Below are 24,671 nucleotides of genomic sequence, written 5' to 3' on the forward strand. Positions count from 1 at the left end.
GCGGGAATTGTCGTGGTAGGTAGTTTGGTGGGCTGCGAAAGCGCTTACCGGAGGTGGTGGTGGGCAATGAATATCTATACCTTTGATTTTGATGAGATAGAAAACCAGAGTGATTTTTACCGTGAGTTTGCGCGGATGTTTGGTATTGCCAGAGAACAGATCAGCGATCTGGATTCTCTGTGGGAAATAGTGACAGGTGAAGTGTTGCCGTTGCCGCTGGAAATTGAGTTTGTTCATCTCCCTGAAAAGCAGCGCCGACGTTATGGGGCGTTGATTTTGCTGTTCGATGAAGCAGAAGAAGAGCTGGAAGGACAGTTACGTTTTAACGTTCGTCTCTAAGCGTCAGGTATAAAAAAGCCCCCGACAGGCGGGGGCAAGTCGTCAGACTAGACGACGAGGGTTTATTTGTAGAGTTCTGCAGTGGCGTGCCACTGTGACCCTTCTTTCAGTTCAACCACGCGATAGCTACTGGCGCCCGCTTTCTCCGCTTTAGCGGCGAGTTCCTGACGCATATCCATCGGTGAGCTACCAATCTGAGAAACAGAGATACTGCCCATAGATTGCAGATTTTGTGCTTCTTGCGCATTGACCTGGTGTACGGCGGCGTTTGCGCCGAAAGAGAGAACAGAAGCCAGGCCGAGTGAAGCGATAAGATATTTAGTGTTCATGGTATACATTCCTCAATACGGTTAACTCTGCGGTTTACAGGGCGTTCTTATGTGATATTCCCGCGAGTTAATTTTGCATTAGCGATAACAAGCGAAACTTATTTGTACAGTTCAGCCGTGGCGTGCCAGTGGCTACCGCTACGTGCTTCGGTGATCTGATACGCGGAGGCGCCTTGTTGTTCCGCTTTTTTGTTCAGCATTTCATGCATGTCCATCGGCGAAGAACCGACCGCGCTGACGGAAACAGAACCGATAGCTTCGCGATTTTGCGCCTGCTGGGCATTGATGGAATCTGCGGCGAATGCACCAAATGAGAGAACAGAGAGAATACTTAACGTTGCAACCGTTGTTTTGATTTTCATGATATTTACCTCGTCGAATTCTTTTGTTGGGGTCTTCGTTTCGTGACCCTCATCACAAAATCAAGTATACACTAGTCACGCGATTAATTAATACCCTGCTAATTATTTATGTGGTAATTAAGTGTTAAAAAATTCATTTTTTATAATGTTATGGAATTAAAAATGCGTCTGGTGGCAATGTTTTTGATTTAAATCTAATAAATTCATAAAGATATGTAATTTAACAAAATGTGCGACTTTTGGATTTATCATTGGTCGTATGAATGCATTTTGGCAATTAAACGCACTATTTGTTAAATGAAAAGCAGTGAAAACGTGGGGAAAACTGGGGTAAAGACAGGATTTTCCCCGCCGGGTGTGGCGGCGGGGAGAGGGGTTACAGCTCTTGTTCGAACAGTTCGAGAATCGCTTCGTACAGATCTTTCACCGAGAAGCCATTGGCCGGTGTGGTGAAAATGGTGTCATCGCCCGCAATTGTCCCAAGGATACCTTCCGCTTTGCCCAGTGAATCCAGCAGACGCGCGATCAGTTGCGCTGCACCAGGGCTTGTATGGATAACCACAACGGCATCATTGAAGTCGATATCTAACACCAGGTTCTTTAACGGGCTGGATGTCGTGGGGACTCCCAGCTCCGCCGGGAGGCAGTACACCATCTCCATTTTTGCGTTGCGGGTCCGCACGGCGCCGAACTTTGTCAGCATGCGTGAGACTTTGGACTGGTTGATGTTATCAAAGCCCTGATCTTGCAACGCGAGGACGATTTCACCCTGTGAGCTGAATTTTTCTTCTTTAAGCAGCGCTTTAAACGCCTTTACTAATTCTTCTTGTTTTGCCGAGCTTCGCATAAGTCACCCGTATTATGGCGGTAGAAACAACATTATTGTGCATACAGATGAATTTTTATGCAAACAGTCTGCCTTGTTCGAGGCTGAAATAATGTTATGAAAGAGCGGAATTTTATCAAATTTCGTTATCAAGAAACATGCCTGTGTCACGGCGCGCAAATAAGGTTAAAAGTAAATTAAATGTTATCAAATTGATGTTGTTTTGAAGGGGGAGTAGGGTATATTGTCCGCACCTGTAGAACAGTTGCTCTACTGCTGCAGTGGCATTCAATTACGTAAATTAAATGCATAAAATCCAAATTCGCGTGACTCCGCATTCTTGACACGTGGGGATTGTAATCATTTATTTTGTGAATTAAGGTCGCCGCCGCGGAGCAATAAACACTTAGCTTATCAATATAATAAGGAGTTTAGGATGAAAGTTGCAGTCCTCGGCGCAGCGGGCGGTATCGGTCAGGCGCTAGCATTACTGTTAAAAAATCAACTGCCTTCAGGTTCAGAACTCTCCCTGTACGACATCGCTCCAGTGACCCCAGGTGTGGCCACTGATTTGAGCCATATCCCAACTGCTGTGAAGATCAAAGGTTTCTGTGGCGAAGACGCAACCCCGGCACTGGAAGGTGCGGATGTGGTTCTGATCTCTGCGGGCGTGGCGCGTAAACCAGGTATGGATCGTTCCGACCTGTTTAACGTTAACGCCGGCATTGTGAAAAACCTGGTCCAGCAGATTGCGAAAACTTGCCCGAAAGCGTGCGTGGGTATTATCACCAACCCGGTGAACACCACTGTCGCTATCGCTGCTGAAGTCCTGAAGAAAGCGGGTGTTTACGACAAGAACAAACTGTTTGGCGTGACCACGCTGGACATCATCCGCTCCAACACCTTTGTTGCGGAACTGAAAGGCAAGCTGCCGACTGAAGTTGAAGTCCCGGTGATTGGCGGACACTCTGGTGTGACTATTCTGCCACTGCTGTCACAAATTCCTGGCGTTAGCTTCACTGAAGAAGAAGTCGCAGCTCTGACTAAACGTATCCAGAACGCGGGTACTGAAGTGGTTGAAGCAAAAGCCGGTGGCGGATCCGCAACCCTGTCTATGGGTCAGGCTGCAGCACGTTTTGGCCTGTCTCTGGTGCGTGCGCTGCAGGGCGAAAAAGGCGTTGTGGAGTGTGCTTACGTTGAAGGCGACGGCCAGTATGCGCGTTTCTTCTCACAGCCGTTGCTGCTGGGCAAAAATGGTGTGGAAGAGCGTCAGTCTATCGGCAAACTGAGTGCCTTTGAGCAGAATGCGATGGAAGGCATGCTGGACACGCTGAAGAAAGATATCACTCTGGGCGAAGAGTTCGTTAATAAGTAAGAACCGCTATCAGTGAAAAAAACCGGAGCATTTGTGGCTCCGGTTTTTTTGTGTCTGGCTTCGGGAGAAACTCAGTTCGTTGCCGGATATTCCTGAATGGTGACCTGCAGAGTTAATTGCTTGTCATCCCGCATGACGACCACGGCGATCACGGAGCCTGGGCGAATTTCAGCCACCTGGTCCATGGTTTCCAGCGCAGAAACGGCAGGCTTATTGTTCACCGAAATGATCAAATCATTGACCTGAATACCCGCCTGAGCCGCCGGGCCATCCGGTGAGACTTCGTTGACGACGATCCCCTGAATTTGATCTATCCCACCGCCCTGGGCATGCATTGGCGCGATTTCGCGACCGCCGATACCGATGTAGCCACGGATCACACGACCATCACGGATAAGTTTATCCATAATTTTTGTCGCCAGCTGGAACGGAATGGCGAAGCCGATGCCTTCCGGCGTTTCGCCGTCGTTACTTTTATCAAAGGATAAGGTGTTAATGCCCATCAACTCACCCAACGAGTTGATCAGCGCGCCACCGGAGTTACCGTGGTTGATGGAGGCGTCCGTTTGTAGAAAATTCTGGCGCCCTGAAGGGTTCAAACCAATACGGCCGGTCGCGCTGATGATCCCCTGGGTGATGGTTTGTCCGAGGTTATACGGGTTGCCGATAGCCAGAACGACGTCGCCGATATGCGGGATACGGCGCGAGTTTATCGGAATCGTCGGGAGTCCGCCGGCGGCATTAATTTTTAATACGGCCAGATCGGTCAGCGAATCGGACCCCACCAACAGCGCCTCAAATACGCGTCCATCCTGCAAGGCGACGATTATCTGATCGGCGTCGTTAATGACGTGCTTGTTCGTGATGATATAACCGCGCTGATCCATGATCACACCGGAGCCCAGCGTACGAATCTCAAGCTGGTTATGCGCCGTGCTGTTCATACTGCGGTTATAGACGTTTACGACGGCAGGCGCCGCACGGCGAACCGCCGAGTTGTAACTGGCGGGCGTCTCATCGGTACTGTCGAATTGCGGAGCCGTAAGAGTATTTATTTTGCGCAGCGACGGCATAGCAGCCAACAAAATGGCGCCGACAATTAAACCAATCGCGACTGAACGTAAGAGCTTCACAAGCATGATGGAGGCGTCATTAAAAAAGGGAACTGCAGCATACCACGAGTTTACCGGACATCACATGCGAGGCTGATGCCCGGTTCACGACGGACTTAACGTAAGAGCAAATAAATGCTCTCATTACCGCGAACGATTTGCAGGGCAATGATTGACGGTTTCGCTTCCAGCACCTTGCGCATTTCGGCAATAGAGTTCACGCGATCGCGGTTTACACTGACAATGACGTCATCTTTATGTAAACCCGCCTGCGCGGCTGGGCTGCTTTTTTCAACATTATCAATCTTGATGCCTTTGCTCCCATCTTTCAATTGACCATCACTTAACGTCGCGCCTTGCAGTGCAGGGGCGATCATCTCAGCACTGGCGGATGATGATGTGTTGGAGTCCAGAGTCACGTCGACCTCCAGGGGTTTACCGTCACGCAGCAGGCCCAGTTTCACAGTGGTGCCTGGCTCCGTGGTGGCAATACGTGAACGTAACTCGGCAAAACTGTTGAGTGGCTTGCCGTTAAGGCTGGTGATGACATCACCGGACTTCACGCCCGCTTTTGCGGAACCCGAGTTTGGCAGTACTTCACTGACAAATGCGCCGCGCTGTACGTCAAGTTTGAACGCTTTGGCGATATCGGCACTCATTTCCATGCCTTTGATGCCCAGCAGACCCCGCTTGATTTCTCCAAACTGGATCAGTTGCTGTGCCAGTGTACGCGCCATGTTGCTCGGGATAGCAAACCCAATCCCGATACTGCCGCCACCGGGGGCAAGTATGGCAGTGTTAATCCCGATCAGTTCGCCGTTCAGGTTGAGCAGGGCACCGCCGGAGTTACCACGGTTAATGGACGCGTCAGTCTGAATAAAGTTCTCCAGCCCTTCCAGATTCAGTCCGCTACGCCCCAGTGCAGACACAATACCGGAAGTCGCCGTTTGCCCCAGCCCAAACGGATTACCGACGGCGACGGCAAAGTCCCCTACGCGCAACTTGTCGGAATCGGCGATGGCAATTTGCGTCAGATTGCTGGCTTTCTGAATTTGCAGCAGAGCGATATCACTTTGATCATCACTGCCGATCAGTTTGGCATCGAATTCGCGCCCGTCATTTAGCTGGACGCTGATCTTCTGCGCCTGGCTGATAACGTGATTATTGGTCAGGACATACCCTTTCGTGGCATCGATGATGACCCCAGACCCTAAACCTTCGAAAGGCTGTGACGGTTGGTCTGGCAACTCATCGCCAAAAAACTTTTTGAACTCTTCCGGGACTTTTTGCCCCTGGACTGCCGTTCCTTCGACTCTTACGCTAACCACGGCAGGCAGTACCTTTTCCAGCATTGGGGCGAGGCTTGGCAACGCTGCCTGGCCTGGAATTTGAGCCGGTATTGACGCGAGGGCCTGAAACGGCGCTGAGAGCGTTAAACCGATGCTTAACGCTAATGCACTCAACAACTGGGTTTGTTTTTTCATGGATCCTGCTCTCGTACCTTGAGTGAAAGGAAAGACGATTCAAAACAGTTTGATGTTATTGAATTTTCGACCTGGCAACAATGAGACTGCTGACTAAATAATAGCTGGGACAGGAGAGAAGAGAGGGCGCAATGACTGCGCCCAATAAAATTATTTACGTTGTGTGGTTAACCGCGTTTGGTGCCCGCACGCAGCAGGCCCGACGCGCCTTCGGAATAGTCACGTGGCATCTGAACCGGCGCTTGATCGTTGCCAGCTTCAGACTCTGCCAGGCGATTACGGAACGGGTTAGATTCTGCAGACAGTTCCGGCAGCAGGCTGCTGGAGCTTTTTGCCATGTGTTGATACAGCTGGCGATAATCATGCGCCATGGTATCCAGCAGCTCAGCGCTGCGGGCAAAGTGGCTGACCAGCTCTTCACGATACTCTTCAAGCTCAGCTTTGTTCTTTTCCAGTTCGTACTGCAATGCCTGCTGTTGACGTAATTTACGATTACCAAAACGCACGGCTACGGCACCAATGATGATACCGACGACTAACCCAATTAGCGCATATTCCCAGGTCATGAACATCTCCCGTTGTCTTTTGTTTCCGTAGGGTGTTGGCTTTAGGCTCCATGCCTGCGCCTGATTATGCCACTATAACCGCTAATCCCGTAGAAGTGGAATCCCGACTTTATATCGCGTAGTGTAGAACGGCCTTTTTTTCGTCAACCGTGAACGACGGCACATCGATTCTCAAGGAATAACAATAACATCATGCAAAGCTTTTCCCCGACATCGCGTTACCTCCAGGCCCTCAACGAGGGAAGCCATCAACCCGACGACGTACAAAAAGAAGCGGTTAACCGACTGGAAACCATTTACCAGGAGCTGACGAGCGGCATCTCCCCTGAGCCACAGGCCAGCGGACTGATGGCCCGTTTTGGCAAATTGTTGGGAAAACGTGAGCCAGCAGCACGTTTACCGGTGCGCGGTCTGTATATGTGGGGCGGGGTAGGGCGCGGGAAAACCTGGCTGATGGATCTGTTTTATCACAGTCTGCCGGGCGAACGTAAACAGCGACTGCATTTCCACCGCTTTATGCTGCGCGTACATGAAGAACTGACCGCCTTGCAGGGGAAAAGCGATCCACTGGAGATCATTGCCGATCGTTTTAAAGCAGAGACCGATGTGCTCTGTTTCGATGAATTTTTTGTCTCGGATATTACCGATGCGATGCTGCTTGGCGGATTAATGAAGGCGCTGTTTGCTCGCGGTATTACGCTGGTGGCGACATCCAACATTCCGCCGGACGATTTGTACCGTAACGGTTTGCAACGCGCGCGTTTTCTTCCGGCCATCGACGCGATAAAACAGCACTGCGACATCATGAATGTTGACGCCGGAGTAGACTATCGCCTGCGTACGCTGACTCAGGCGCATTTGTGGCTCGCTCCGCTCAACGATGATACGCAACAGCAGATGGATTCGCTCTGGCTGGCGCTTGCGGGGACAAAGCGTGAGCGCGCGCCGACGCTGGAAGTGAACCATCGCCCACTCGCAACCCTGGGCGTGGAAAACCAAACGCTGGCGGTCTCGTTCACGACACTGTGTGTGGATGCCCGTAGTCAGCATGACTACATAGCGTTATCGCGTCTTTTTCATACGGTGTTGTTGTTTGATGTTCCCGTGATGACGCCGTTGATGGAGAGTGAAGCGCGTCGCTTTATTGCTCTGGTGGATGAGTTTTATGAGCGCCACGTCAAACTGGTCGTCAGTGCCGCTGCACCTTTATATGACATCTATCAGGGTGAGCGCCTGAAGTTTGAATTCCAGCGTTGTCTGTCGCGTTTACAGGAGATGCAGAGCGAGGAGTATCTGAAGCGCCCGCATATGCCTTAGGATGCTTCCCCTCCCGTCGGAGAGAGCATCAGGGCACGTAATGTGTATGCCCGAAAACCTTGCGATTAATCACATTTAGGGGTCGATCTTTGACCGCGACTTCTCTATAATCTTGCGACCCCACGTTACGAGAAGGTTTTTTTCCCAAAACTTTCTATGTGCTGGCATAGGCTATTCGAAGGGGTAGGTTTGCCGGACTTTGTCGTGTGAGCCTCAACTTTTAAACGTTTGGGTGTTCACCAACGTGTAACTAATTTATTTGGGTAAGCTTTTAATGAAAACTTTTACAGCTAAACCAGAAACCGTAAAACGCGACTGGTATGTTGTTGACGCGACCGGTAAAACTCTGGGCCGTCTGGCTACTGAACTGGCTCGTCGCCTGCGCGGTAAGCACAAAGCGGAATACACTCCGCACGTAGATACCGGTGATTACATCATCGTTCTGAACGCTGACAAAGTTGCTGTAACCGGCAACAAGCGTACTGACAAAGTGTACTATCACCACACTGGCCACATCGGCGGTATCAAACAAGCGACCTTTGAAGAGATGATTGCTCGCCGTCCTGAGCGTGTGATTGAAATCGCGGTTAAAGGCATGCTGCCAAAAGGCCCGCTGGGTCGTGCTATGTACCGTAAACTGAAAGTTTACGCGGGCAACGAGCACAACCATGCGGCACAGCAACCGCAAGTTCTTGACATCTAATCGGGATTATAGGCAATGGCTGAAAATCAATACTACGGCACTGGTCGCCGCAAAAGTTCCGCAGCTCGCGTTTTCATCAAACCGGGCAGCGGTAAAATCGTTATCAACCAACGTTCTCTGGAACAGTACTTCGGTCGTGAAACTGCCCGCATGGTAGTTCGTCAGCCGCTGGAACTGGTCGACATGGTTGAGAAACTGGATCTGTACATCACCGTTAAAGGTGGTGGTATCTCTGGTCAGGCTGGTGCGATCCGTCACGGTATCACCCGCGCTCTGATGGAGTACGACGAGTCCCTGCGTGGCGAACTGCGTAAAGCTGGTTTCGTTACTCGTGATGCTCGTCAGGTTGAACGTAAGAAAGTCGGTCTGCGTAAAGCACGTCGTCGTCCGCAGTTCTCCAAACGTTAATTGGTTTCTGCTCACGCAGAACACCGTTGGCGAAAAACCCGCTTCGGCGGGTTTTTTTATGGATAAATCGCCGCCAAACGTACCGCTATCCTCCGATTAACGCCCTCTTTTTGCCCATTTCCAGAATCGACTCACCACAAAGGTCACAAAATCTGGTAAACTATCATCCAATTTTCTGCCCAAATATCGAGTATTGTTCATCTTTTGTTTGATTTTTGAACAGTGATGGCTTTTCCGAAGATGGGAAACATAACTTCTGACTGGTCACCTGGTGGCTGGTAGCAGTAAAAATTCTGAATATACCTGGAGGTTTTCATGGCTGTCGCTGCCAACAAACGTTCGGTAATGACGCTGTTTTCTGGTCCTACTGACATCTATAGCCATCAGGTCCGCATTGTGCTGGCTGAGAAAGGTGTTAGTTTCGAGATCGAACACGTGGAAAAGGACAATCCACCTCAGGATCTGATTGACCTCAACCCGAATCAGAGCGTACCGACACTGGTGGATCGTGAGCTGACCCTATGGGAATCTCGCATCATTATGGAATATCTTGATGAGCGTTTCCCTCATCCGCCGCTGATGCCGGTTTACCCGGTTGCTCGCGGTGAAAGCCGCCTGTACATGCACCGTATAGAAAAAGACTGGTATACGCTGATGAATGTCATCGTAAACGGGTCTGCTTCTGAAGCTGACGCTGCACGCAAACAACTGCGTGAAGAGTTGCAGGCGATTGCGCCTGTATTTGGTCAGAAACCGTATTTCCTGAGCGATGAATTCAGCCTGGTCGATTGCTACCTGGCCCCATTGCTGTGGCGTTTGCCGCAGTTGGGTATTGAGTTCAGTGGTGCGGGTGCAAAAGAGCTGAAAGGTTACATGACTCGCGTCTTTGAACGTGACTCTTTCCTGGCGTCGCTAACCGAACCTGAGCGTGAAATGCGCCTCGGTCGGGGTTAATCTGTATGGATTTGTCACAGCTATCCCCACGCCGTCCATACCTGCTGCGTGCATTTTATGAATGGCTGCTGGATAACCAGCTAACGCCGCATCTGGTGGTGGATGTGACGCTTCCAGGCGTGCATGTCCCTATGGAATATGCACGTGACGGGCAAATCGTGCTGAACATTGCGCCTCGTGCGGTGGGGAACCTGGAGTTGGCGAATGACGAAGTGCGTTTCAATGCGCGCTTTGGCGGCGTCCCTCGCCAGGTTTCCGTCCCACTTGCTGCTGTGCTGGCGATTTATGCGCGTGAGAATGGTGCGGGGACGATGTTCGAGCCTGAAGCCGCTTACGACGAAGACGTCACCAGTATCAATGATGATGACGAAGCCTCCGGCGTCGAGGGTGAGACGGTAATGTCAGTTATCGAGGGTGATAAGCCTGATCATAATGATGACGACCGTCCCGATGACGATCCGCCGCCACCGCCGCGTGGTGGTCGACCGGCACTCCGTGTCGTAAAATAAATTCGAACAGGCCCTTAGGGCCTGTTTTGTATTCTACTGTCCGCTAATAAAATAATACGATAGTAGCAATCATATTCACCACGAATCCTACTGCCATGGGGATTGCCGTACGCTTAACGACCTCAAAGGGAGAGACGCCCGCAATGCCGGACGTCACAACAATGACGGCGGTGATCGGTGAAACCGCACGCGCCAGTGTTGTAGCAAAATGCATCGGCATGATCATAACGACAGCGGGAATGTGAAGACCTGCGGCGATATCCGGGATAAGACTGGCAAAAGACATAAATGGCGCGTTGCCAGACCCCATCACGATTGCGCAGGCCGCAATGACGATCGCCATAATGATCATGACGCCAATACCGCCCAGACCGGAATGCTCAGCGCCTTTGATCACGGCATCTACGGTACCGATGGTGGTTAAACCTTTGGCAAAAATTTCACCCGCGACCACCAGCGTGACAACATTCGCAAACTGGGTGCCCATACCATCAAAGAACGCCTGAACGTCGTCCATCGTTTCCCGAAGATTGTGCGTGCGAATGAATTCCACAAATATCGTGATGGTCATGCTCATCAGCATCACCACGACCAAATTGAGTTCTGACTGCATATAGCCAGTATGCGCCAGCAAGAGTGAGCCAAGCATCAGAATGAGCGGCATGACGGGTAAGAGCGCGTAATACAGCGGAGGGACATCCTCAAGCGTGCGTTGCTCCACGGGGTGCCCGCTCTCTGCCGTCGCCTTTTGGTCAAATCGGCGTTGAACGAAAAAGTGGGCGATAGCGACAGCAACAATAACGCAGGTAGCGACAGGAAGTTGGTACTGAAAGAAATAGCTCGCGATTTTCATTCCGGCGACCTGCGCTGCGAAAATAGAGTTTGTTTCGAGAATCCCCCACTCAATCGACATTGATGTTGCAATGACAGCCACCGCAGAAAGACGGCTCACACCCAGGCTGACCAACGTCGGATAAAGCGTGACCATCAATAGCATTCCCAGCCCCGATGCGCTGGTAATAAATTGTGCCATGATCTGTCCGATCACATAGGTCGCGGCGAGAACAATATAGGGTGATTTGATCAGTTTCAGTGGCCGGCTCAACAGACTCACCATTGCCCGACTGGCCCCCATCCTGTCCATATAACGGGCGTATCCCCCCACCGCCATGATGGACAACCCTAATCCGGCTGCCCTGTTTGAGAGCATGCGCAGGATCTCATTATAAATATCAACCAACAGATAACCGCTGCTTTTGGCTGGATCCAGTAGCGATCCCAGACCTAACCAGACGCCACATAGCATCAGGAAGATCCCCGCAGCAGCCAGGACTATTTGGGGTTTATAGTTTTTGAGGATCAGATAACCCATCGTCATTAAAACGATAATAGAAATTATTATGCCGAACATTTTCTCACTCCATGCCAGAAAGAAGATGAATCAGGTGATGATGGTGTGCTGGAGCGGATGTTATATTTTTCTTTACGGTTTTTATGGCGTGGATATCGTATTTTTAAATTGAATATTTAATTATTTTGTTTAAAAACATATTGTTATGATTATTTTTCAAGAGCATATTCTTAAATTTCACCAACTCGAACAGAAGAACCGTATCGTTTAAAAAGAAAGAGTAAATAAAGAGAGAATAGAGGGATAAATAGCGGGCTGAATTAATCATGTATAATCAGAAAAAGCGGGGATCGTTTATCTTCTGTATGGAAAAGTCGGAGCATTTCACCTCGCTTTCGATCCTGTGTTAGGATGACTTTTGTTGTTGTTGGTCATAATTCATCAGACTGGACGCTATGAACGCATTTGATTCGCAAGCAGAAGATTCTCCATCCACCATCGGTAACAGTTTGCGCCGCCGCCCGCTGGCACGCAAAAAACTCTCTGAAATGGTTGAAGAAGAGCTGGAGCAGATGATCCGCCGCCGTGAATTTGGCGAAGGGGAACCGTTGCCGTCCGAGCGCGAACTGATGGCATTCTTTAACGTCGGACGCCCGTCGGTGCGTGAAGCGCTGGCCGCGCTGAAACGCAAAGGTCTGGTGCAAATCAACAACGGGGAACGCGCGCGCGTCTCGCGCCCCTCAGCGGACACCATCATTAGCGAACTTTCCGGTATGGCGAAAGATTTTCTCTCGCATCCTGGCGGCATTGCGCATTTTGAGCAGTTACGCCTTTTCTTTGAATCGAGCCTGGTGCGTTACGCCGCTGAGCACGCTACAGACGAACAGGTAGCCCTGCTGAGCAAAGCCCTGGAGATCAACAGTCAGTCGCTGGATGACAATAGCCAGTTCATTCGCTCCGATGTCGATTTTCACCGCGTGCTGGCAGAGATCCCCGGCAACCCGATCTTTATGGCGATCCACGTCGCGTTGCTCGACTGGCTGATCGCTGCGCGTCCGAAAGTTGCCGATGAAGCGCTGTATGAACATAACAGTGTGAGTTATCAACAGCATATCGCGATTGTCGATGCGATCCGCGCCCATGATCCTGACGAAGCGGATCGCGCTTTGCAATGCCACCTCAACAGCGTTTCTGCCACCTGGCACGCCTTCGGTAAAGCCAAAAAATCCCGCAAGTAATCCCCGTATTGCGATCGGTTTAGTGAAGTCGATCGCACAATAAGCTTTCTGTATTACGCTGTCGTAAAAACGATCTGGTATAACAGGTATAAAGGTACACAGTTAATCAGTTTTAAACACCACTACGAGGTATTTATGGCAAGCAATTTACGTGGCGTGATGCCCGCACTCCTGACCCCTTTCGACGCCCAGCAGAAAGTTGATAAAGACAGCCTGCGCCGCCTGGTGCGATTCAACATTGATCAGGGAATTGATGGGGTATATGTCGGAGGTTCCACCGGGGAAGCCTTCGTGCAAAGCCTTGCCGAGCGCGAAGAAGTGCTTGAAATCGTGGCAGAAGAGGGCAAAGGAAAAATCACCCTGATTGCTCATGTGGGGTGCGTCAGCACGGCAGAAAGTCAGCAGCTGGCAGCCGCGGCCAACCGTTACGGTTTTGATGCTGTCTCCGCAGTGACACCGTTCTACTACCCGTTCAGCTTTGAAGAACATTGCGATCACTACCGTGCGATTATCGATTCTGCTGATGGATTACCTATGGTGGTTTACAACATCCCGGCGCTGAGCGGTGTCAAACTGACGCTGGATCAAATAAACACGCTGGTCACGTTGCCAGGCGTTGGCGCCCTGAAACAGACTTCAGGCGATCTCTATCAGATGGAGCAGATCCGTCGCGCGCATCCTGATCTGGTGCTCTACAACGGTTACGACGAGATCTTCGCTTCCGGTCTGCTGGCGGGCGCGGATGGTGGGATCGGCAGCACCTACAACATTATGGGCTGGCGCTACATGGGGATCGTACAGGCTCTGCAAGAAGGGAATATTGCTAAAGCGCAGCAGTTACAGCGCGAATGTAACAAGGTGATCGACCTGCTGATCAAAGTGGGCGTGTTCCGTGGTCTGAAAACCGTGCTGCACTACATGGATGTTGTCTCTGTTCCGCTATGTCGCAAACCGTTTGCGCCTGTGGATGAAAAATATCTGCCAGAACTGCAAGCATTGGCCAACCAACTGCTGGCGGAAAAGGCGTAACAGCGGATAGCCAGGGCGCTTTACCAGGCCGGCCTACTGATATCGAACGTAGGCCGGATAAGGCAATGTCGTCATCCGGCACAACAACAAAAATCGTCGGGAGAGTAAAATGAGTACTTATGCCCAGAGCATCCCGTGGTATCGCCATCTCAACCGTGCACAGTGGCGGGCATTTTCTGCCGCCTGGTTAGGGTATGTGCTTGATGGATTTGATTTTGTATTAATTGCACTTGTATTGACTGATGTACAAAGTGAGTTTGGGTTGACGACGGTTCAGGCGGCAAGTTTGATCTCGGCAGCCTTTATTTCCCGTTGGTTCGGCGGGCTGATGCTTGGCGCCATGGGGGACCGTTACGGTCGCCGTCTGGCAATGGTCAGTAGCATTATCCTTTTTTCCGTCGGTACGCTGGCCTGCGGTTTTGCCCCCGGTTACACCACCATGTTTATCGCTCGTCTGGTCATTGGTATGGGCATGGCAGGCGAATATGGTTCAAGCGCTACCTACGTGATTGAGAGCTGGCCGAAGCAACTGCGTAACAAAGCCAGCGGATTTTTGATCTCCGGTTTCTCTATTGGCGCGGTTATCGCAGCCCAGGTCTACAGTCTGGTGGTGCCCATTTGGGGCTGGCGAGTCCTCTTTTTCATTGGCATTTTACCGATCGTCTTTGCCCTGTGGCTGCGGAAAAATATTCCGGAAGCGGAAGACTGGAAAGAGAAACATGAAGGAAAAGCGCCGGTACGTACCATGGTCGATATTCTCTACCGGGGCGAGCATCGGGTCATTAATATCCTGATGACCATCGTGGCGGCGACCGCTCTGTGGTTCTGCTTCGCAGGCAATCTGCACAATGCCGCAATTGTGGCGGCTTTAGGCCTGCTGTGCGCCGTCATCTTCATCAGCTTTATGGTGCAGAGTAGCGGTAAACGCTGGCCAACAGGCGTCACGCTTATGCTGGTGGTGCTGTTTGCGTTCCTCTACTCCTGGCCTATTCAGGCATTACTCCCGACTTATCTCAAAACTGAACTGTCCTATGACCCGCACACGGTGGCGAATGTCCTGTTCTTCAGCGGATTTGGCGCGGCGGTAGGCTGCTGCGTGGGCGGTTTCCTTGGCGACTGGCTGGGTACCCGCAAAGCCTATGTTTGCAGCCTGCTGGCCTCACAGTTACTCATTATCCCGGTCTTTGCCATTGGTGGCTCAAATGTATGGGTATTGGGTTTACTGCTGTTCTTCCAGCAGATGCTGGGGCAGGGGATCTCAGGGATCCTGCCAAAACTGATTGGCGGATATTTTGATACCGACCAGCGCGCGGCAGGTCTGGGCTTTACCTATAACGTGGGTGCCCTTGGTGGCGCGCTGGCGCCGATCCTTGGTGCATTGATCGCGCAGCGCCTGGATCTGGGCACCGCCCTGGGATCGCTCTCCTTTAGCCTGACGTTTGTGGTGATCTTGCTGATTGGTCTTGATATGCCGACCCGCGTTCAGCGCTGGCTGCGTCCAGAAGCGCTACGTACCCATGACGCTATCGACGGCAAACCGTTTAGCGGCGTCGTACCGTTGGGCGGTGACAAAAGCGCCTTAGTGAAAACGAAAAGTTGATCCGCTTGCCCGGTCGCGTACCGGGCAATCTTTGTAGGGGAAGAAGCATGTTGTTACCTGATAAAAGATGTACTGCTATCACGCGACTGGAATCCCGTTGTCAGTGGCATCAGGAGGCGCAATGACGACGTTGGCAATAGATATTGGCGGCACCAAACTGGCCGCCGCGCTGGTGGGCGATGATCTGCAGATTCGTGAACGCTGTGAACGTCCCACCCCTGCCAGTAAAACACCGGATGCGTTGCGTGAAGCCTTAAAAGTGCTGATTGAGCCGCTGCAAACTCAGGCGAAACGGGTGGCTATTGCCTCGACCGGCATTATTCATCAGGGCGTATTACTGTCGATTAATCCGCAAAATTTGGGCGGGCTGATGCATTTCCCGCTGGTACACACCTTAGAGGAACTGACCGGTTTACCCGCGCTGGCGGTGAATGATGCTCAGGCAGCGGCCTGGGCGGAATACCATGCCATTGCGGAAGATATCAGCGACATGGTGTTTATCACGGTTTCAACTGGCGTCGGGGGAGGCATCGTCAGCGGCGGTAAATTACTGACCGGAGTGGGGGGACTTACCGGACATCTGGGACATACGCTGGCGGATCCGCAGGGGCCGGTGTGTGGCTGCGGTCGCGTGGGCTGTGTGGAAGCGATCGCCTCCGGGCGCGGGATCGCGGCGGCAGCTCAGGGTGAGCTTACCGGCTGTGATGCAAAAACGATATTTGCCCGGGCGACCGAAGGGCATGAGCAGGCAATACGGTTGGTCCAACATTCCGCCCAGGTGCTGGCACGCTTAATTGCTGATGTGAAAGCCACCACTGATTGCCAGCGGGTGGTCATTGGCGGCAGCGTGGGCCTGGCGCAAGGGTATCTGGCGCAGGTTCGTCACTTTCTGGCGCAGGAGCCGTCGGTGTATCACGTGGCGTTGAGTGCGGCACATTACCGGCATGACGCCGGGTTATTAGGGGCTGCGTTGATAGCTCAGGGAGGCAGATGATGATAATGGGAGACATGCAGTTGCTACCAACTGCGGGGTTACATCCGGTACTGGAAGAGGCACTGACGCTGGCGTTAGCAGCCCGGCCACAGGAAAAAGCACCAGGGCGCGTTGAGTTGCGTGGTGACGATATCTTTATGAATGTGATGCAGTTTGCCACACAGCCTTCGCAGGAGAAGAAGGCGGAACTGCATGAAAAGTACATTGATATTCAACTGTTGCTGACGGGGGAGGAACGTATTCTGTTCGGCATCACCGGCTCTGCGCGTCAGTGTGAAGAGATGCATCTTGAGGATGATTATCAGCTGTGTACGCACATTGACAATGAACATGCGCTGCTGTTGAAACCGGGCATGTTTGCAGTATTTATGCCCGGAGAGCCGCATAAGCCGGGCTGTGTTGTTGATGTTCCACGGGAGATCAAGAAGGTGGTCGTGAAGGTGCGAGCGAGTTTATTCAACGCATAAAAAAGCCGGATGGCGGCTTCGCCTTATCCGGCCTGGAATGTACGCAAAACGGTAGGCCGGATGAGGCAGTGAGGCCGCCATCCGGCACTGAGGCTTACACTTCCAGCCAGTTCATGATCCCGTCAGCGGCTTTACGACCTTCGGCAATTGCTGTTACCACCAGATCCGAACCGCGCACGATATCACCGCCGGCGAAGATTTTCGGATTGCTGGTCTGGAAGGCGTTGTCGCTGCCTTCCGGTGCGATAATCCGCCCCTGAGAATCCAGCTCAACGCTGTGTTGCGCCAGCCATTCCATGCTGTGCGGACGGAAACCAAATGCCATCACCACCGCGTCTGCCGGAATAACGTGTTCGGAACCGGCAACGATCTCCGCGCGACGACGACCTTTTGCATCCGGGGCACCCATCTCGGTGCGCGCCATTTTCACGCCGCTCACCTTGCCGTTCGCGTTCACTTCAATGCCCAGCGGCTGAATGTTGAACTGGAATTCGACACCTTCTTCACGCGCGTTTTTCACTTCGCGTTTTGAACCCGGCATGTTCTCTTCATCGCGACGATAGGCACAGATTACGTGCGCGGCATTCTGACGAATGGAGGTACGCACACAGTCCATCGCGGTATCGCCGCCGCCGAGAACGACCACGCGTTTGCCTTCCATGCTGACGAACGGCTCGTCGGTGGTTTCACCGTAGCCCATCAGCTGTTTGGTGTTGGCAATCAGGAATGGCAGAGCGTCAAACACGCCATCGGCATCCTCGTTCTCCAGACCACCGCGCATAGACTGGTACGTCCCGACACCGAGGAAGACGGCATCATACTCTTTCAGCAGGTCACTGAGCTGGATGTCACGCCCCACTTCAACATTGAGCCTGAACTCAATACCCATGCCGGTGAAGATTTCACGGCGGCGAGTCATCACCTCTTTTTCCAGCTTGAACGCAGGAATACCAAAGGTCAGCAGGCCGCCGATCTCCGGATGCCTGTCAAACACCACCGCCTTCACGCCGTTGCGGGTCAGCACATCGGCACAGGCCAGCCCTGCGGGACCTGCACCAATGATGGCCACACGTTTGTCGGTCTGGCGTACGCCGGTCATATCCGGACGCCAGCCCATCTCGAAGGCTTTATCGTTGATATAGCGTTCGATGTTGCCGATAGTCACCGCGCCAAACTCATCGTTCAGCGTACAGGAACCTTCGCACAGTCTGTCCTGCGGGCAGACGCGACCACATACTTCCGGCAGGGTGTTGGTCTGGTGAGACAACTCCGCCGCTTCAAAAATACGCCCTTCATTCGCCAGCTTCAGCCAGTTCGGGATGTAGTTGTGAACCGGACATTTCCACTCGCAGTACGGGTTGCCGCAGGAGAGACAGCGATCCGCCTGCGCTTTAGCCTGACCTTCGGAAAACGGCTCGTAGATTTCAACAAATTCGATTTTGCGAATCTTCAGCGGTTTTTTCGGCGGATCAACGCGCTGCAGGTCGATAAATTGGTATACGTTTTGACTCATTGCTGCTACCCCTTACTGCGCCTGCACACGCAGCTCAGCTGCGCTACGACTACGATGGCCCAACAGTGCTTTCACATCACTGGACTTCGGTTTAACCAGCGCGAATTTCGCTGAGAAAGCGGGCCAGTTCGCCAGAATTTCTTCACCACGTTGAGAACCGGTATGCTGCACATGCTCGGTGATCAAACCGCGCAGGTGTTCTTCGTGGATAGCCAGCGAGTCTACGCTCAGCACTTCCACCAGCTCCGGGTTTACGCGTTTGCGGAAATCGCCGCTCTCGTCCAGTACGTAGGCGAATCCACCTGTCATGCCCGCGCCAAAGTTCACCCCGGTTTTACCGAGAATGCACACAATACCGCCGGTCATGTATTCACAACCATTGTCGCCAATGCCTTCCACGACAGTGATAGCGCCGGAATTACGAACACCGAAACGTTCACCTGCACGGCCAGCGGCGAACAAACGTCCTCCGGTGGCGCCATACAGACAGGTGTTGCCGATAATGCTCGCCTCATGGCTGCGGAAGGCCGAACCGACCGGAGGACGCACCGCCAGTAAGCCGCCTGCCATACCTTTGCCGACATAGTCGTTGGCATCACCGGTCAGGTACAACTCCACACCGCCTGCGTTCCATACGCCGAAGCTTTGGCCTGCTGTACCGCTGAAGTGTGCTTTGATAGGGTCCGCCGCCAGTCCCTGATCGCCATGCGTTTGCGCAATATAGCCAGACAGCGATGCGCCGACGGAACGGTCAGTGTTGCGAATATCAAACCAGAATGTTTTGCTCTGGCACTCGTCGACGAACGGTTTTGCCTGTTGCAACAGCTGCGTGTTCAGGATGCCGTTATCGAACGGTGGATTGTTTTCCGTACAGAACAACGCCTTGCCGGGGTGAGGCTCAGCCGTTTCCAGCAGTCGCGACAGCTCCAGTTTCTGCTGTTTGGCGGTAAACCCTTCCAGCTCTTTGAGCAGATCGGTACGGCCAATCAGATCCACCAGACGCGTCACGCCCAGTTGCGCCATCAATTCACGGGTTTCGCGGGCGATAAATTCAAAGTAGTTGGTCACTTTGAACGGCAGACCGTGATAGTGGTTCTTACGCAGTTTGTCGTCCTGGGTTGCCACGCCCGTTGCACAGTTATTCAGGTGGCAAATACGCAGGTATTTACACCCAAGCGCTACCATCGGGCCAGTACCGAAACCGAAGCTTTCCGCACCCAGAATGGCCGCTTTGATGATATCGACGCCGGTTTTCAGGCCGCCGTCGACCTGCAAACGGATCTTATGACGCAGACCGTTAGCCACCAGTGCCTGCTGGGTTTCCACCAGCCCCAGTTCCCACGGGCAGCCCGCGTATTTCACTGACGAGAGCGGGCTCGCACCGGTGCCGCCGTCGTATCCGGCGATGGTGATCAAATCGGCATAGGCTTTCGCCACGCCGGTGGCGATGGTGCCGACGCCGGGTTCTGAAACCAGTTTCACGGAGATCATCGCTTTCGGGTTGACCTGTTTGAGGTCGAAAATCAGCTGCGCTAAGTCCTCAATAGAGTAGATATCGTGGTGCGGCGGCGGGGAGATCAGCGTCACGCCTGGCACCGAGTAGCGCAGTTTGGCGATATACGGGGTCACTTTGTCACCCGGCAATTGACCACCTTCGCCCGGTTTCGCGCCCTGCGCGACTTTAATTTGAATCACGTCGGCGTTCACCAGATACGCCGGGGTCACACCGAAACGACCGGAAGCCACCTGCTTGATGCGTGACACTTTGTTGGTGCCATAGCGCGCCGGGTCTTCACCGCCTTCACCGGAGTTCGAGTTGCCGCCGATGCTGTTCATCGCTTCCGCCAGCGCTTCGTGTGCTTCCGGGCTCAGTGCGCCGATAGACATCGCTGCCGTATCGAAGCGTTTGAACAGTTCCGTGGCGGGCTCGACTTTATCAATGCTCACGGCCGCTTCACCGGGAGTGATCGCCAGTAGATCGCGCAGCGTTGTCGCCGGGCGTTCGTTGACCAGTTTCGCGTACTCCTGATAGTCGCTGTATTCACCGCTCTGCACTGCTTGTTGCAGAGTGCGCACGACATCCGGGTTATAGGCGTGATATTCGCCGCCGTGAACATATTTCAGCAGGCCACCCTGAGCCAACGGTTTACGCGCCAGCCAGGCATGTTTGGAGAGATTCAGCAGGTCTTGCTGGAAGTCTGTAAAACCGGCGCCGCTGATACGGCTGACCACGCCCTGGAAGCATAAGCTGACCACATCATCATGCAGACCGACGGCTTCAAACAGTTTTGAGCAGCGGTAAGAGGCGATGGTCGAGATGCCCATTTTGGACATGATCTTGTAAAGACCTTTGTTGATGCCGTTACGGTAGTTCAGCATCACGGTACGATAGTCTTTCGCAATCGCGTGGGTGTCGCTCAGACGGCCCAGCGTCTCATACGCGAGGTAGGGATAGATTGCCGTCGCACCGAAGCCCAGCAGCACGGCAAAGTGGTGCGGGTCGCGTGTGCTGGCGGTTTCGACAATGATGTTCGCATCACAGCGCAGACTTTGTTCGACCAGACGGGTCTGTACAGCGCCAACCGCCATCGGAGCCGGAACCGGCAAACGGTTTTTGCCGATGTTACGGTCAGAGAGCACCAGCAATACGGTGCCGTTGCGTACCATTTGCTCGGCTTTGTCGCACAGCGCTTTTACCGTCTCTTCCAGCGTGGTTTCTGTCACGTCGAAAGTGATGTCCAGCGTATCCGCGCGATAATGCTCCTCTTTCATGGTGGTGAGCTGTTTGAAATCGGAGTACAGCAAAATGGGCGATTTGAAGCTTAAACGGTGCGCCTGGCCTTCTGCTTCGCAGAAGACGTTCATCTCACGACCAATACTGGTGGCCAGCGACATCACGTGTGCTTCGCGCAGCGGATCGATCGGCGGGTTGGTGACCTGCGCGAACTGCTGGCGGAAGTAGTCGTAAATGATACGTGGCTGGCTGGAGAGCACGGCAAACGGGGTGTCGTCGCCCATTGACCCCACGGCTTCCTGACCGTTTTCGCCCAACACGCGGATCACGGAATCCAGCTCTTCGGCGCTGTAGTTAAACTGTTTCTGGTAGCTGGCGAGAGTGTCGTCATCCAGCTCACGTTGACCCACCTGGTCATCGGCCAGTTCTTCAAACGGCACCAGACGGCGGACGTTTTTCTCCATCCACTCTTTATACGGATGGCGGCTTTTCAGGTCGTCGTCAGTTTCCGCAGAGTGCAGGATGCGTCCACCGCGGGTATCGATCACCATCAGTTCGCCGGGGCCGACGCGGCCTTTCTCGACCACTTCATCAGGCTGGTAATCCCAGATCCCCACTTCAGAAGCACAGGTGATCAGCTTATCTTTGGTGATGACGTAGCGCGCCGGGCGCAGACCGTTACGGTCAAGGTTACAGGCCGCAAAGCGACCATCAGACATTACGATGCCTGCCGGGCCGTCCCACGGCTCCATGTGCATAGAGTTAAAGTCAAAGAAGGCGCGCAGATCCGGATCCATATCCGGGTTGTTCTGCCAGGCTGGCGGTACCAGCAAGCGCATGGCGCGGATGATATCCATCCCGCCGGCCAGCAACAGTTCCAGCATGTTATCCAGTGAACTGGAATCTGAGCCGGTTTCGTTGACGAACGGGGCGGCGGACTGCAAATCCGGGATCAGCGGCGTCTGGAATTTATAGGTGCGGGCGCGCGCCCACTGGCGGTTGCCGGGGATGGTGTTGATCTCACCGTTGTGCGCCAGGTAGCGGAACGGCTGCGCCAGCGGCCAGCGCGGCACGGTGTTGGTGGAGAAGCGCTGGTGGAACAGGCAGATAGCCGATTCCAGACGCAGGTCCGCGAGGTCCAGGTAAAAGCGCGGCAGATCCGCCGGCATACACAGACCTTTATAAATGTTCACCAGGTTCGACAGACTGCAAACGTAGAAGTCTTTATCTTCCTGCAGACGTTTTTCAATGCGGCGGCGGGCGATAAACAGGCGGCGTTCCATATCACGTGGACGCCAGCCCGCAGGCGCGTTAACGAAAATTTGCTCAATACGTGGCAGAGAGGAGAGGGCGATTTCACCGAGAACACCTTCGTTGGTCGGTACTTCGCGCCAGCCAACAATCGACAGGGTTTCCTGCTGGAGTTCTTCTTCGACAATACGACGGGATACGGCCGCCAGCTCAGGATCTTTATTCAGAAAGATCATGCCGACAGCGTAGTTTTTGGCTAAACGCCAGCCGCGCTCTTCGGCAACAATGCGGAAAAAACGGTCAGGTTTTTGCAGCAGCAAGCCGCAGCCATCGCCGGTTTTACCGTCAGCGAGAATGGCGCCACGGTGCTGCATTCGGGCCAGCGCGTGTATAGCAGTACGCACTACCTTGTGGCTAGGTTCGCCTTCTATGTGGGCGATCAGGCCGAAACCACAGTTATCCCTCTCAAGAGATTTATCGTACAACATATCAGTGAACCTCCCCAGGCTCTGAGGGACGCCTCTCTGAACCGCTGCGCACGGGCACACCAAGAGCATGGCGACGGGGTTTGCGTGTCATACGCTTACCTCGCATTCGCCCTCTTTCATCCGTTTTGCGTAGGTCAAACAAGTTTGAGGACTTGCTGTCAGAGGGAATCTCAATTACTGCATAAATATGATGAGCACACTACTCATCCAGAAAGCTTCCAGCGGATTTCCAACTTATCGGGAATCCACACACAGGTCAAATGGCAATCTTATTTATGCAAAAATGTGCTATAGGTCGATTAATGTATTGAATATATTGAAAATAGTAGGTTTTTTACATTGATTTAACGCCTGGTATACGGAGCGGGGAGTGTGATCTGTCTCACTGTCTTGGAGGGCTGTTGGCCCCAGTCTACGCTTGATTATTCGTGAGATTCAGCATTTTATGCTGGTTTATTGATAGCTGGCGTTTCATGATACTGTTTTTACGCTGAAGCGCTCAGAAGATGAAAAAAAATGGCGGGAGATAAGGAAATGTAATCAACGCTATTTTGAATGAAATTTCGTTTATTTTGATTGGTTATGCAATTGATAAAAGGCCGCCGTGGCGATTGATCCAGGTCATCGCCGACAAAGGCTAAAAATGGCAGGCTTTGGCCTCTTTTCAAGGCGCGGTCTATCAGATTATGCAGTTACAGAAATTAGTCAATATGTTTGGTGGGGATCTTTCACGTCGTTATGGGCAAAAGGTTCATAAACTGACGTTGCACGGCGGGTTTAGCTGTCCAAACCGTGATGGCACCATCGGACGTGGCGGATGCACCTTCTGTAACGTTGCCTCTTTTGCCGATGAAGCGCAGCAGCATCACTCCATTGCCGAGCAACTCGCACACCAGGCGAATTTGGTCAATCGCGCCAAACGTTATCTGGCCTATTTCCAGGCTTACACCAGCACCTTTGCCGAAGTACAGGTATTGCGCTCGATGTATCAACAGGCCGTAAGCCAGGCGAGCATTGTGGGATTATGCGTTGGCACGCGCCCAGACTGCGTTCCCGATGCGGTGTTGGATCTGTTGTGCGAATACAAAGATCAGGGCTATGAAGTATGGCTGGAACTGGGGCTGCAAACCGCACACGACAAAACGCTACACCGCATCAATCGTGGTCATGATTTTGCCTGTTATCAGCGAACGACCCAACTTGCCCGTGAGCGCGGGTTAAAAGTCTGCTCGCACCTTATTGTCGGCCTGCCTGGCGAGGGGCAGCGCGAATGTCTGCAGACGCTGGAGCGTGTCGTGGAAACCGGCGTCGAGGGTATTAAGTTGCATCCGCTGCACATTGTTAAAGGCAGCATAATGGCGAAGGCGTGGGAAGCGGGACGCTTAAGCGGCATTGCGCTGGAGGATTACACCGTTACCGCAGGCGAGATGATCCGCCATACGCCGCCGGAGGTGATTTTCCACCGCATCTCTGCCAGCGCCCGTCGGCCAACATTACTTGCCCCGCTGTGGTGCGAAAACCGCTGGACCGGGATGGTGGAGCTGGATAAGTACCTGAATGAACACGGCGTGCAGGGCTCAGCACTGGGACGTAGTTGGGTGATGCCTGACAATGTGTCTTGATATGTAAGAGGGCACTGCGCGTATCCGGCCTGGCCTGGGAACAGCAGGCTAAATCAGGCGCTAGCCGTCATCCGGCGTAAAGATCGCTCTATTCACGCAT

Annotated in this window: 22 protein-coding genes and 1 pseudogene; 13 read left to right on the forward strand and 10 right to left on the reverse strand. The window is 52.9% G+C overall.

Translation table 11 applies throughout. The features are described 5' to 3' along the window. Positions 1–66 precede the first annotated feature (66 nt). The gene (locus CJP72_RS02425) at positions 67–339 is read left to right on the forward strand and encodes a barstar family protein (protein ID WP_162379316.1); all 273 of its coding nucleotides are present in this window, start codon (positions 67–69) and stop codon (positions 337–339) included. Between the two features lie 62 nt (positions 340–401). Here CJP72_RS02425 and yhcN-B read toward each other — a convergent pair whose 3' ends face one another. The 4 genes and pseudogenes from yhcN-B to CJP72_RS26085 all read right to left on the reverse strand — a co-directional run bounded on the left by yhcN-B (position 402) and on the right by CJP72_RS26085 (position 2,036). Beyond that, positions 402–668 carry a DUF1471 family stress response protein YhcN-B gene (yhcN-B, locus tag CJP72_RS02430; RefSeq protein ID WP_162379317.1) on the reverse strand — a complete coding sequence of 89 codons (267 nt, stop codon included), beginning with the start codon at positions 666–668 and terminating at the stop codon, positions 402–404. Positions 669–766: 98 nt separating this feature from the next. Continuing rightward, positions 767–1,030, reverse strand: coding sequence for a peroxide/acid stress response protein YhcN (gene yhcN, locus CJP72_RS02435; RefSeq protein ID WP_162379318.1), 264 nt, complete (start codon positions 1,028–1,030; stop codon positions 767–769). A gap of 376 nt (positions 1,031–1,406) precedes the next feature. Beyond that, positions 1,407–1,877 (reverse strand): transcriptional regulator ArgR, encoded by a 471-nt coding sequence (argR, locus tag CJP72_RS02440; protein WP_162379319.1) that lies wholly within the window; start codon positions 1,875–1,877, stop codon positions 1,407–1,409. Then, positions 1,834–2,036 (reverse strand): annotated as a pseudogene (locus tag CJP72_RS26085) (hypothetical protein). Before CJP72_RS26085 ends, argR begins: the two are co-directional and overlap by 44 nt. Before the next feature lie 256 nt (positions 2,037–2,292). Here CJP72_RS26085 and mdh point away from each other — a divergent pair. Further along, positions 2,293–3,231 (forward strand): malate dehydrogenase, encoded by a 939-nt coding sequence (gene mdh, locus CJP72_RS02445; RefSeq protein WP_162379320.1) that lies wholly within the window; start codon positions 2,293–2,295, stop codon positions 3,229–3,231. A gap of 71 nt (positions 3,232–3,302) precedes the next feature. On the opposite strand, the gene degS is transcribed toward mdh, so the two are convergent. The 3 genes from degS to zapG form a co-directional block, all read right to left on the reverse strand. Then, complete coding sequence (gene degS / locus CJP72_RS02450; RefSeq protein WP_162379321.1) at positions 3,303–4,370, reverse strand: outer membrane-stress sensor serine endopeptidase DegS; 1,068 nt, start codon at positions 4,368–4,370, stop codon at positions 3,303–3,305. An 89-nt stretch (positions 4,371–4,459) separates the two neighbouring features. Continuing rightward, positions 4,460–5,827 carry a serine endoprotease DegQ gene (degQ, locus tag CJP72_RS02455; protein WP_162379322.1) on the reverse strand — a complete coding sequence of 456 codons (1,368 nt, stop codon included), beginning with the start codon at positions 5,825–5,827 and terminating at the stop codon, positions 4,460–4,462. 167 nt (positions 5,828–5,994) lie between these two features. Then, complete coding sequence (gene zapG / locus CJP72_RS02460) at positions 5,995–6,393, reverse strand: Z-ring associated protein ZapG (protein WP_162379323.1); 399 nt, start codon at positions 6,391–6,393, stop codon at positions 5,995–5,997. Positions 6,394–6,585: 192 nt separating this feature from the next. On the opposite strand from zapG, the gene zapE reads away from it, so the two are divergent. The 5 genes from zapE to sspB all read left to right on the forward strand — a co-directional run bounded on the left by zapE (position 6,586) and on the right by sspB (position 10,284). After that, the gene (gene zapE / locus CJP72_RS02465; protein WP_162379324.1) at positions 6,586–7,710 is read left to right on the forward strand and encodes a cell division protein ZapE; all 1,125 of its coding nucleotides are present in this window, start codon (positions 6,586–6,588) and stop codon (positions 7,708–7,710) included. A gap of 274 nt (positions 7,711–7,984) precedes the next feature. Further along, entirely contained in the window at positions 7,985–8,413 is a 429-nt protein-coding gene (gene rplM, locus CJP72_RS02470) for a 50S ribosomal protein L13 (RefSeq protein ID WP_024551131.1), read from the forward strand. A gap of 15 nt (positions 8,414–8,428) precedes the next feature. Continuing rightward, positions 8,429–8,821, forward strand: a complete 393-nt coding sequence (rpsI, locus tag CJP72_RS02475) for a 30S ribosomal protein S9 (RefSeq protein ID WP_003025138.1) — start codon at positions 8,429–8,431, stop codon at positions 8,819–8,821. 315 nt (positions 8,822–9,136) lie between these two features. Beyond that, positions 9,137–9,775: a stringent starvation protein SspA gene (gene sspA, locus CJP72_RS02480; protein WP_162379325.1), complete on the forward strand. Its 639-nt coding sequence runs from the start codon at positions 9,137–9,139 to the stop codon at positions 9,773–9,775. Positions 9,776–9,780: 5 nt separating this feature from the next. Next, positions 9,781–10,284, forward strand: a complete 504-nt coding sequence (gene sspB, locus CJP72_RS02485; protein ID WP_162379326.1) for a ClpXP protease specificity-enhancing factor — start codon at positions 9,781–9,783, stop codon at positions 10,282–10,284. A 43-nt stretch (positions 10,285–10,327) separates the two neighbouring features. Here sspB and dcuC read toward each other — a convergent pair whose 3' ends face one another. Beyond that, on the reverse strand, positions 10,328–11,695 hold the full coding sequence (gene dcuC, locus CJP72_RS02490) for an anaerobic C4-dicarboxylate transporter DcuC (protein WP_162379327.1): 1,368 nt from the start codon (positions 11,693–11,695) through the stop codon (positions 10,328–10,330). Between the two features lie 386 nt (positions 11,696–12,081). Between dcuC and nanR the strand changes: the two genes are divergently transcribed. The 5 genes from nanR (at position 12,082) to nanQ (ending at position 16,963) form a co-directional block, all read left to right on the forward strand. Continuing rightward, positions 12,082–12,873, forward strand: coding sequence for a transcriptional regulator NanR (gene nanR, locus CJP72_RS02495; protein WP_162379532.1), 792 nt, complete (start codon positions 12,082–12,084; stop codon positions 12,871–12,873). A gap of 135 nt (positions 12,874–13,008) precedes the next feature. Beyond that, positions 13,009–13,902, forward strand: a complete 894-nt coding sequence (nanA, locus tag CJP72_RS02500) for an N-acetylneuraminate lyase (RefSeq protein WP_162379328.1) — start codon at positions 13,009–13,011, stop codon at positions 13,900–13,902. A gap of 109 nt (positions 13,903–14,011) precedes the next feature. Continuing rightward, on the forward strand, positions 14,012–15,502 hold the full coding sequence (locus CJP72_RS02505; RefSeq protein WP_162379329.1) for an MFS transporter: 1,491 nt from the start codon (positions 14,012–14,014) through the stop codon (positions 15,500–15,502). Between the two features lie 121 nt (positions 15,503–15,623). Then, positions 15,624–16,496 (forward strand): N-acetylmannosamine kinase, encoded by an 873-nt coding sequence (gene nanK, locus CJP72_RS02510; protein WP_162379330.1) that lies wholly within the window; start codon positions 15,624–15,626, stop codon positions 16,494–16,496. Next, the gene (gene nanQ, locus CJP72_RS02515) at positions 16,496–16,963 is read left to right on the forward strand and encodes an N-acetylneuraminate anomerase (protein WP_162379533.1); all 468 of its coding nucleotides are present in this window, start codon (positions 16,496–16,498) and stop codon (positions 16,961–16,963) included. Before nanK ends, nanQ begins: the two co-directional genes overlap by 1 nt. A 94-nt stretch (positions 16,964–17,057) precedes the next feature. On the opposite strand, the gene CJP72_RS02520 is transcribed toward nanQ, so the two are convergent. Both CJP72_RS02520 and gltB read right to left on the reverse strand, forming a co-directional pair. Continuing rightward, positions 17,058–18,476 (reverse strand): glutamate synthase small subunit, encoded by a 1,419-nt coding sequence (locus CJP72_RS02520; protein WP_162379331.1) that lies wholly within the window; start codon positions 18,474–18,476, stop codon positions 17,058–17,060. Positions 18,477–18,488: 12 nt separating this feature from the next. Continuing rightward, complete coding sequence (gene gltB / locus CJP72_RS02525; protein ID WP_162379332.1) at positions 18,489–22,949, reverse strand: glutamate synthase large subunit; 4,461 nt, start codon at positions 22,947–22,949, stop codon at positions 18,489–18,491. Between the two features lie 686 nt (positions 22,950–23,635). Here gltB and CJP72_RS02530 point away from each other — a divergent pair. After that, complete coding sequence (locus CJP72_RS02530; protein WP_162379333.1) at positions 23,636–24,571, forward strand: TIGR01212 family radical SAM protein; 936 nt, start codon at positions 23,636–23,638, stop codon at positions 24,569–24,571. Positions 24,572–24,671 lie beyond the last annotated feature (100 nt).

The sequence above is a fragment of the Citrobacter sp. NCU1 genome (assembly GCF_010231475.1).
Classification (GTDB): Bacteria; Pseudomonadota; Gammaproteobacteria; order Enterobacterales; family Enterobacteriaceae; genus Citrobacter_D.

Coding starts and splice junctions, on each gene's coding strand:
- zapE (WP_162379324.1), top strand. CDS start 6,586: ATGCAAAGCTTTTCCCCGACATCGCGTTACCTCCAGGCCCTCAACGAG.
- nanK (WP_162379330.1), top strand. CDS start 15,624: ATGACGACGTTGGCAATAGATATTGGCGGCACCAAACTGGCCGCCGCG.
- CJP72_RS02505 (WP_162379329.1), top strand. CDS start 14,012: ATGAGTACTTATGCCCAGAGCATCCCGTGGTATCGCCATCTCAACCGT.
- nanA (WP_162379328.1), top strand. CDS start 13,009: ATGGCAAGCAATTTACGTGGCGTGATGCCCGCACTCCTGACCCCTTTC.
- gltB (WP_162379332.1), bottom strand. CDS start 22,949: ATGTTGTACGATAAATCTCTTGAGAGGGATAACTGTGGTTTCGGCCTG.
- rpsI (WP_003025138.1), top strand. CDS start 8,429: ATGGCTGAAAATCAATACTACGGCACTGGTCGCCGCAAAAGTTCCGCA.
- sspA (WP_162379325.1), top strand. CDS start 9,137: ATGGCTGTCGCTGCCAACAAACGTTCGGTAATGACGCTGTTTTCTGGT.
- yhcN (WP_162379318.1), bottom strand. CDS start 1,030: ATGAAAATCAAAACAACGGTTGCAACGTTAAGTATTCTCTCTGTTCTC.
- CJP72_RS02425 (WP_162379316.1), top strand. CDS start 67: ATGAATATCTATACCTTTGATTTTGATGAGATAGAAAACCAGAGTGAT.
- argR (WP_162379319.1), bottom strand. CDS start 1,877: ATGCGAAGCTCGGCAAAACAAGAAGAATTAGTAAAGGCGTTTAAAGCG.
- dcuC (WP_162379327.1), bottom strand. CDS start 11,695: ATGTTCGGCATAATAATTTCTATTATCGTTTTAATGACGATGGGTTAT.
- zapG (WP_162379323.1), bottom strand. CDS start 6,393: ATGACCTGGGAATATGCGCTAATTGGGTTAGTCGTCGGTATCATCATT.
- mdh (WP_162379320.1), top strand. CDS start 2,293: ATGAAAGTTGCAGTCCTCGGCGCAGCGGGCGGTATCGGTCAGGCGCTA.
- yhcN-B (WP_162379317.1), bottom strand. CDS start 668: ATGAACACTAAATATCTTATCGCTTCACTCGGCCTGGCTTCTGTTCTC.
- sspB (WP_162379326.1), top strand. CDS start 9,781: ATGGATTTGTCACAGCTATCCCCACGCCGTCCATACCTGCTGCGTGCA.
- degQ (WP_162379322.1), bottom strand. CDS start 5,827: ATGAAAAAACAAACCCAGTTGTTGAGTGCATTAGCGTTAAGCATCGGT.
- CJP72_RS02520 (WP_162379331.1), bottom strand. CDS start 18,476: ATGAGTCAAAACGTATACCAATTTATCGACCTGCAGCGCGTTGATCCG.
- degS (WP_162379321.1), bottom strand. CDS start 4,370: ATGCTTGTGAAGCTCTTACGTTCAGTCGCGATTGGTTTAATTGTCGGC.
- nanQ (WP_162379533.1), top strand. CDS start 16,496: ATGATAATGGGAGACATGCAGTTGCTACCAACTGCGGGGTTACATCCG.
- rplM (WP_024551131.1), top strand. CDS start 7,985: ATGAAAACTTTTACAGCTAAACCAGAAACCGTAAAACGCGACTGGTAT.
- CJP72_RS02530 (WP_162379333.1), top strand. CDS start 23,636: ATGCAGTTACAGAAATTAGTCAATATGTTTGGTGGGGATCTTTCACGT.